The organism is Nocardia carnea, assembly GCF_029868855.1.
GTDB classification, from domain to species: domain Bacteria; phylum Actinomycetota; class Actinomycetes; order Mycobacteriales; family Mycobacteriaceae; genus Nocardia; species Nocardia carnea_A.
This window is the reverse complement of record NZ_JARWOV010000019.1, coordinates 22,076-30,360: the sequence shown is the minus strand read 5'-3', so window position 1 is coordinate 30,360 and position 8,285 is coordinate 22,076. Positions and strand designations below refer to the sequence as shown.

Here is an 8,285-nt window from a genome sequence, read left to right as displayed (position 1 = left end):
CTGCGGTACGACCGACCCCACGCTGTCGATCCACGCCGCCGGCGAGCCACCGGGCGGCATCACGATCGCGGTGTGCACCCCGAGGTCGGCGTAACCGGCCATCTGCCGGACGAAATCGTCGAGCGCGGCCGGGTCCGGACTCGAGCACCTTGCGACGTCGTCGTCGAGCCTGCCTCGGCAACCTGCTGATCCGGCCGGCGTCTCGGCGCCGAGCCGGCGGCGATCCGGAAGTGCGCGCTCGTCGGCCGCACGATGCAACGGCCCACTCGCACCGGTCGCCGCCTTCCCGATCCGGAAGCTGCCGAGTGCAGCGCGATCGGACGCGCCCCGTGCCGCTCGGGACAAAGCCTGGCGGGCACTCTCGACGAGGGCAGCCCCGCGAACGCCGGCACGGCCGCAGCAACCGTGACACGAGCCGGCGATCCTAGAGCTCGTGTACCAGCTCCACCAGTGCCGTCAGTACGCCGGGATCGGTATCCGGGAGCACGCCGTGGCCGAGGTTGAAGATATGGCCCGTGGCGCCCATCGCCACCGCGGAGTCCGCTTCGTCGGCGATCCGCCGCGCCTCGGCCTCCACGACCGGCCAGCCGGCGAACAGCACCGCCGGGTCGATGTTGCCCTGCAGGGCTTTGCCGGGTCCGACGCGGCGGGCCGCCTCGGTCAGCGGTACCCGCCAGTCGACACCGACCACATCGGCGCCGGCCTCCCCCATCGCGCCGAGCAGTTCCCCGGTGCCCACACCGAAGTGGATCCGGGGCACACCGGCATCGGCGACCTCGGCGAAAACCCGTTCCGAATGCGGCATGACATAGCGGCGATAGTCCGCCAGGGACAGCGCGCCCGCCCACGAATCGAACAGCTGCACCGCGTCCACCCCGGCCTCGAGCTGGGCGCGCAGGAACACGATGGTGATATCGGTGAGCACACCGAGCAGTGCGTGCCAGGCGGCCGGATCACCGTGCATCATCGCCTTGGTGCGCTCATGATGTTTACTCGGCCCGCCCTCGACCAGGTAGGACGCCAGGGTGAAAGGGGCGCCGGCGAATCCGATCAGCGGGGTCTGCCCGAGTTCCCCGACCAGCAACCGGACCCCGTCGGTGACGGCCCCGACTTCCTCGGGCCGCAGCCGGGGCAGCGCCTGGACATCGGCCGCGGTCCGCACCGGAGACGTGACGACCGGGCCCACCCCGGGCGCGATATCGAGATCGATACCGGCCGCTTTCAGCGGGACGACGATATCGGAGAACAGGATCGCGGCGTCCACACCGTGCCGGCGGATCGGCTGCAGGGTGATCTCGCAGACCAGCTCCGGATCGAAACAGGACTGCAGCATCCCGATACCGGCCCGCAGTTCCCGGTATTCGGGCAGCGAGCGCCCGGCCTGCCGCATGAACCATACCGGCCGCCGGGCCGGTGCCGCCCCGGATGCGGCGGCCAGGAACGGGGCATCGGACAACTGGCGGCGCGTGTAAGTGCTCATCACCGGCCATCGTATGCGGCCCCGCCCGCCACAGCGTGCAAGCCCGGACCACTCCCCGCCCGCGAACGGATGAACAGCAGGACCGGTTGCGCGGTATTTACCACGAAGGGCCACGAACACCCAGCAACAACGGTCGCCCGGCGCGCCTCCACACGCCCCGGCTACTACAGGTCTACCGTCACTCCCGTGACACCGCTCGATATCCGCGACGGCGCACCGAACGATGGGCCCGGCGACGAACCCGCATCGTTTCGCGCTGCCGTTTCGGCGATGGGCGCCGCGTCCGTACACCCGCGGATCGAACTGTCCCCGATCCGGCCGCCGCAGCGTCTCGCCCCGTACTCCTACGCACTCGGCGCCGAGGTGATCCACGAGGATTCGCCGGTGGTGCCCATCGATTCCGACGGTGACGCCTTCGGCCGGCTCATTTTGTTACACGACCCGAACGGCGACGAGGCGTGGCACGGAGTGTTCCGGCTGGTCGCCTATATCCAGGCCGATATCGACGGTGCCCTCGCGGCCGATCCACTGCTCCCGGAGGTCGCGTGGAGCTGGCTGGTGGACGCCCTGGAATCGCGCGACGAACCGTTCACCGCGCTCGGTGGAACCGTGACCTCGACCAGTTCGGTGCGCTACGGCGATATCGCCGGCCCACCCCGGGCTCATCAGCTGGAACTGCGGGCATCCTGGACGGCGCGGTCCACCGAGATGGCTCCGCACGTAGAAGCTTTCGGTGAAGTACTGGCCTACGCGGCGGGTCTGCCACCCGCGGGTATCACCGATCTTCGGCCGTCGGAGTCCACCCACACCGACCGTGGTTGAATATCGGCCGTAGCCTCGGCCACGTAGAGTGGCCCTTTATGCCGGTAGTAGAGGAGCCCGAACACCTGTCCGGTGGCCGCCCGGACGGTGGCGCCGCGCCGTCATCGGCGTCCGGGCCGGGGGTGGACAGCACACAGGCAGGTTCGACATCGGAGAGCGGGCTGCCCGAACCACCCGCAGCGGTCCCACTGCTGGCCCCGGCCGACGGTATCCCCCCGGTATGCGCGACCCCCGACGAGGTCGCTTCGGCCGCGAAACGCCTGGCCGCCGGAACCGGCCCGCTGGCCGTCGATGCCGAACGCGCCTCGGGTTTCCGCTATTCCTCGCGCGCCTACCTGATCCAGTTGCGCCGCGCCGGGGCGGGCACCGTGCTCATCGATCCGATTCCGGTCACCGCGGAGCTGGGGCCGCTGGCAGCGGCGATCAACGGCCTGGAGTGGATCCTGCACTCCGCCGATCAGGACCTGCCCGGTCTGGCCGAACTCGGGCTGCGACCGGCGAAACTGTTCGATACCGAACTGGGCGGCCGGCTGGCGGGTTTTCCTCGCGTCGGTCTGGCCGCCATGGTCGAACAGCTGCTCGGCCGGGCCCTGCGCAAGGGGCACGGAGCCGCGGACTGGTCGACCCGGCCACTGCCCGAGGCCTGGCTGAACTACGCCGCCCTGGATGTCGAACTGTTGCCCGAACTCCACGAAGCGGTGGCCGCGCACCTCGCCGAACAGGGGAAAACCGATTGGGCGGCGCAGGAATTCGAGCATATCCGGCTCGCCGAACCCGCGGCGCCCAAACCGGACCGGTGGCGTCGGACCTCCGGGATACACACCTTGCGCCGGGCCCGCCAGCTGGCGATCGTCCGGGAACTCTGGACCACCCGGGACACCCTGGCACGCGGTCGCGATATCGCGCCGTCGCGAATCCTCCCGGATTCGGCGATCATCGCCGCCGCGAACGCCGACCCCAAGAGCATCGGGCAACTGCGCGAGTTACCGGTTTTCGGTGGTCCGCGGCAGCGCCGCTACTCGCGGGAGTGGTTGGGAGCGGTGGAGCGGGCCCGCGCCCTGTCCGACGATGATCTGCCGCGGATGAGCCAGCCCTATGAGGGCCCGCCGCCGGTCAACCGCTGGGAACGCCGCGACCCCGCCGCGGCCGCCCGGCTCACCCGGGCCCGGGCCGCGATGGCGCGGATCTCGGAGCAGGTCACGGTACCGGTCGAGAATCTGCTCGCACCCGAGCTGGTGCGCCGGCTGTGCTGGGACGGATTGCCCGATTACCGGCTCGGTCCGGAATCGGCGAGCGAGCTCGCCACCACGATCGACGGTTTCCTGAAATCCCACGGCGCCAGGCCGTGGCAGCGCGAACTCACGGCGGACGCGCTCGCCGGGGCGCTCACGGCGGCCCCGGCGGAATGAACCGTCGTCAGCCGGCGTTCAGCCAGCCGGCGACGCGGCGCGCGATATCGGGGGCCGTCAGGCCCAGGTCCTGACGCACCTGGGCGATACTTCCGTGGTCCAGGAATTCCTGGGGAATCCCGATATCCCGGGCCGGAATGTCGAGCCCGGCCGCGCGCAAGCGGGCCGATACGGTCGAACCGATCCCACCGTGCAGACCACTGTCCTCCAGGGTCACCACCAGCCGATAGTTCTCGGCGAGTTTGACAATGGTGTCCGATACCGGCAGCACCCAGCGTGGGTCGATCACCGTCGCGCTGATCTGCTCGGCCTCCAGCAGTTCCGCGGCCTGCAGGGCGGCCGGTACGAGTGAGCCGACCGCCACCAGCAGCACATCACCGCGCTGGGCCCGTGCCGAAGGGCCCTCGCGGTCCGGCAGCCACAGCACATCCACCCCGTCGAGACGTTCCACGGCCCGGATATCGGCGCCGACGCTGTCCTTGGGGAATCGCAGCGCGGTAGGTCCATCGTTGATCGCCAGCGCCTCGGACAGTTCCTCGGCCAGGGTGGCGGCGTCCCGGGGCGCGGCGACCCGCATCCCCGGCACGATCCCCAGTAGCGACAGATCCCACATGCCGTTGTGGCTGGCGCCGTCCGCGCCGGTGATCCCGGCCCGGTCCAGAACCAGGGTGACCGGTTGTTTCAACAACGCCACATCCATCAGCAGCTGGTCGAAGGCGCGGTTGAGGAAGGTCGAATAGATGGCCACCACCGGATGCAGACCGCCCAGCGCGAGCCCCGACGCCGAGGCGAGCGCATGCTGTTCGGCGATTCCCACATCGAAGAGCCGGTCCGGGAAACGTTCCCCGAACGCGGACAGACCGGTGGGACCGGGCATGGCCGCGGTGATCGCGACAATATCCGCGCGGCGTTCGGCGTGGGCGATGAGTTCCGCGGAGAAGACCGAGGTCCAGCTGGCCGCTCCGCCCTTGCTCACCGCCTCGCCGGTACGCGGATCGATGGGACCGCAGGCATGCATCTGATCGGCCACATGGTTCTCGGCCGGTTCGTAGCCGTGTCCTTTCTGGGTGACCGCGTGCACCACCACCGGGCCGCCGAATTCCTTGGCATGGCGCAGCGCCGATTCCAGCGCGACGATATCGTGGCCGTCCACCGGGCCCACATATTTGAGCCCGAGATCGCCGAACAGTTCCTGCGGGCTCACCGCGTCCTTGATTCCGGCCTTCACCGCGTGCACCATCGAGTACGCGGAATCTCCCACGCCGGGAATGCTTTTCAGGAAACGGCGGCCCGTGTCGAGCATATGCTCGTATACCGGCTGTGTACGCAGCGCGGTCAGCCGCTCGGCCAGGCCGCCGATGGTCGGCGCATAGGATCGCCCGTTGTCGTTGACCACGATCACCACCGGACGGTCCGGTGCACCGGCGATATTGTTCAGCGCTTCCCAGCACATACCGCCGGTGAGCGCCCCGTCGCCGACCACCGCGACGACATGGCGATCCTGCCCGGTGAGCGCGAACGCCTTGGCCAAACCGTCGGCATAGGACAGCGAGGCCGAGGCGTGGGAGGACTCCACCCAGTCGTGTTCGCTCTCTGCGCGGCTCGGATACCCCGACAACCCGTCTTTGCGGCGCAGGGAGTCGAAGCGGTCCTTACGACCGGTCACGATCTTGTGCACATAGGCCTGGTGGCCGGTGTCGAAGATCAACGGGTCGGCGGGCGAATCGAATACCCGGTGCAGTGCGAGCGTGAGTTCCACCACCCCGAGGTTCGGGCCCAGGTGCCCGCCGGTGACGGCGACCTTGTGCACCAGGAACTCACGGATCTCCGCCGCCAGCTCCCGCAGTTGCGGTACCGACAGCCGACGCACGTCTTCGGGCGTATCGACCCGGGAAAGCACTCCCACCTGATTCGCTCCCTCCGGATAGCGCAGTTGATCCGACCAGTCTAGGAGCCGCGGCCGAGTACGCACCCGACGACGAGGGCTGCGCACCGCCGCACCGGGCCGGATCCGCGGTCCGGCGTATCCGTCCACCCTAAGGTGAACGACGTATGCCGCGCGAACCGCGTGCACTTGCGGCCGCGGCGCGTCACACGACCGCCGCGGCCCCGATACCAGGAGGCCGGATGAACCATCCGCAGACCGGGACCGTCACCGTATTCGGCCAGGGCACGGTACGTGCGGTACCGGATCTGATCGTCGTCGGCATCGGGGTGGAATGTCGCGCGAGCACGGTGGGCCTCGCCTACGAACAGGCCGGCCGCCGGTTGACCGCGATCACCACCGCGTTGCGGGAGGACGCGGTGCCGGACACCGATATCGCCACCGGAGTGCTGTCGGTGCGTTCGGATATGGCGTGGCAGGACGGTGTATCCAGAATCACGGGATATATCGCGACCAGCGGACTGCGGATCACCCTGAGCGGGCCCGGATCCGGCGCACCGGGCGCCGGGCCGGACCCGGCCGGGGTCATCGCGCACGCCGTGGCCGCCGGGGGCGACGACGCACGGTTGGGCGGCCTGCAGCACTCCTTCGCCGACCACACCCGGCTGCTGACGCGTGCCCGGGATGCGGCCTGGGAGGACGCCCTGGACCGGGCCCGCCAATACGCCCGCCGGGCCGCCCGCGACCTGGGACCGGTGCTCGAGATCACCGAGGACACCGCCGCACCCGCGCCCCGCGCGCCGCAGGAGTCCGGCGGCGTCCGAATGGTCGCGGCGACGAGCCAGTCCCCGGTGCCGGTGGAACCCGGCGAACAGGAGATATCCGCGATCCTGCGGGTCACCTGGCACCTGGGCTGACGCACGGGTCCACCTCGGCCGGCGAAGAAGTCCGCCCGGACAGCACGGCGGCCGCCGGTCCCGAGCCCCACCGTCGTGCACCTGGCCCTCGGGACCGGGCCCGAGTCGGAGTTCATGCGCTGTGCGGCCGTAAGGGGGTCTGGCCGGTACCGGCGGGGCCACCCGAGTCGAGCCTGCTCCACACGACCGTGGAGATCACGGACAGCCGAGTCGGTTACCGGCCGATTCGCAGCGTTCGCCCAGTACTCGCGAGGCGGAGCGGCGGCTGTTCGACCCGTCGGAATGTATCCGGTCCCGGCCTGGGCAGGCCGCGTGCCGCCTACTTGCCGACGCGTAACCTCAGCGTTCCAGCAGCGCGAGACATTCGACGTGGTGGGTCGCGGGGAACGCGTCGAAGGCACGCAGCGCACCGAGCCGGTAGCCGGCGTCCAGATACAGCCGTAGATCGCGAGCGAAGGACGCCGGATCGCAACCGATGTGCACGATGCGGTCCGGCGCCGCCGCGGCCACCGCGGAGATCACGGTTTTACCGGCACCGGCTCGCGGCGGGTCCAGGACCACCACCTGCGGTCCGGGCCCGGAGTGACCCATGACCCACCGCTCGACCCGGCCCGACTGGAATGACAGCCACGGCAGGTCGCCGAGCGCGGCAATGCCGTCGGCGACCGCGCCCGGTGCGGATTCCAACGCATGGACCGCGCCCGCGGAACCGGTCTGTGCCGCCAGCCGGGCCGCGAACACGCCCACACCGCTGTAGAGATCCCAGGCGGTCGCTCCCGGGGTCAGATCGGCCCATTCGGCGACGAGGTCGGAGTAGCGTCCGGCGGCGCCGCGATGGGCCTGCCAGAAGCCGGTCGCAGAGACGTCCCAGCGGCGTCCCGCGACGTACTGGACGGCGCGGCCGGTTCCCTCGAGCACCCATTCGTCGCGCGCGGTATGCGCGGCGGCACGGCGGGCCACAGCGCGGCGGCGCTGACCGTTCGGAGTGTCAGACAGCGACTCGTCCGGCCCCGCCACAGCGGACGAGCCGCGTTCGGGTTTCGGGCGGACGCCCCGCGGCCGGTCACCCGGCCCGCGCCGCCCGTCCCGCGGGCCGGCACCGCGGCGCTGTCCCGGCTGCGGCGCCGGGGCGAGCTCGACGATATGCCGGTGCCCTTCGTCGTCCACCGCGATCACCAGATCCGCGCCGGGCGTCCAGCGCCGCTCGGCAATTCCGTCGAGCGCGCCCGGAACCGGTTGCGGGCACCGCAGATCCGGCAGCACGTCGCTACTGCGGTACCGGTGCACTCCGGCCCGCCCGGCGGCATCCACCACGAGCCGGATCCGGGTGCGCCAGCCACCGGCCGCATCGGGCGGGCCGGGAATCGGTTCGACCTCCGGTTCCCGCTCGATACCGGTGATCCGGTGCAGCTGCTCGGCGACGACCGTGGATTTCAGCGCACGCTGTGCCGGCGGGGTCGCGTGAGCGAAATCACAGCATCCTGCGCCGCCCGGGCCGGACACCGGGCAGTTCCGGGGCACCCGGTCCGGTGAGGGTTCCAGGATCTCGACCGCATCGGCTCGGCAGAACGCTCCGCCCCGATCCTCGGTGACCCGCGCCGCGACCAGTTCGCCCGGCAGGCCGTGCCGGACGAATACCACCCGGCCCTCGTATCGGGCCACACAGAACCCACCATGCCCGGGCGGGCCGAGCCGCACCTCGAGGACACGATCGCGCCAGGAAGTCATAGGTCCTTTTCTCCCTGTCCGCCTTCGACGGTGCCGGCAGGTCG

At 70.5% G+C, this 8,285-nt stretch carries 6 protein-coding genes and 1 pseudogene; 3 read left to right on the top strand and 4 right to left on the bottom strand.

The window, feature by feature from the left end; genetic code table 11:
* Both QH195_RS01500 and hemE read right to left on the bottom strand, forming a co-directional pair.
* Window positions 1–258, bottom strand: a pseudogene (locus QH195_RS01500) (hypothetical protein); the annotation flags it as partial.
* Between the two features lie 166 nt (window positions 259–424).
* The gene (gene hemE, locus QH195_RS01495; protein WP_280434045.1) at window positions 425–1,480 is read right to left on the bottom strand and encodes a uroporphyrinogen decarboxylase; all 1,056 of its coding nucleotides are present in this window, start codon (window positions 1,478–1,480) and stop codon (window positions 425–427) included.
* A 186-nt stretch (window positions 1,481–1,666) separates the two neighbouring features.
* On the opposite strand from hemE, the gene QH195_RS01490 reads away from it, so the two are divergent.
* Both QH195_RS01490 and QH195_RS01485 read left to right on the top strand, forming a co-directional pair.
* Window positions 1,667–2,302: a DUF3000 domain-containing protein gene (locus QH195_RS01490; protein WP_280424444.1), complete on the top strand. Its 636-nt coding sequence runs from the start codon at window positions 1,667–1,669 to the stop codon at window positions 2,300–2,302.
* 38 nt (window positions 2,303–2,340) lie between these two features.
* Window positions 2,341–3,711, top strand: coding sequence for a ribonuclease D (locus QH195_RS01485; RefSeq protein WP_280434044.1), 1,371 nt, complete (start codon window positions 2,341–2,343; stop codon window positions 3,709–3,711).
* Between the two features lie 7 nt (window positions 3,712–3,718).
* Here the strand turns inward: QH195_RS01485 and dxs are convergent, their stop codons facing one another.
* Entirely contained in the window at window positions 3,719–5,617 is a 1,899-nt protein-coding gene (gene dxs, locus QH195_RS01480; RefSeq protein WP_280424446.1) for a 1-deoxy-D-xylulose-5-phosphate synthase, read from the bottom strand.
* A gap of 221 nt (window positions 5,618–5,838) precedes the next feature.
* On the opposite strand from dxs, the gene QH195_RS01475 reads away from it, so the two are divergent.
* Window positions 5,839–6,513, top strand: a complete 675-nt coding sequence (locus tag QH195_RS01475) for an SIMPL domain-containing protein (RefSeq protein WP_280434043.1) — start codon at window positions 5,839–5,841, stop codon at window positions 6,511–6,513.
* A gap of 339 nt (window positions 6,514–6,852) precedes the next feature.
* Here QH195_RS01475 and QH195_RS01470 read toward each other — a convergent pair whose 3' ends face one another.
* Window positions 6,853–8,241: a class I SAM-dependent RNA methyltransferase gene (locus QH195_RS01470; RefSeq protein ID WP_280434042.1), complete on the bottom strand. Its 1,389-nt coding sequence runs from the start codon at window positions 8,239–8,241 to the stop codon at window positions 6,853–6,855.
* Window positions 8,242–8,285 lie beyond the last annotated feature (44 nt).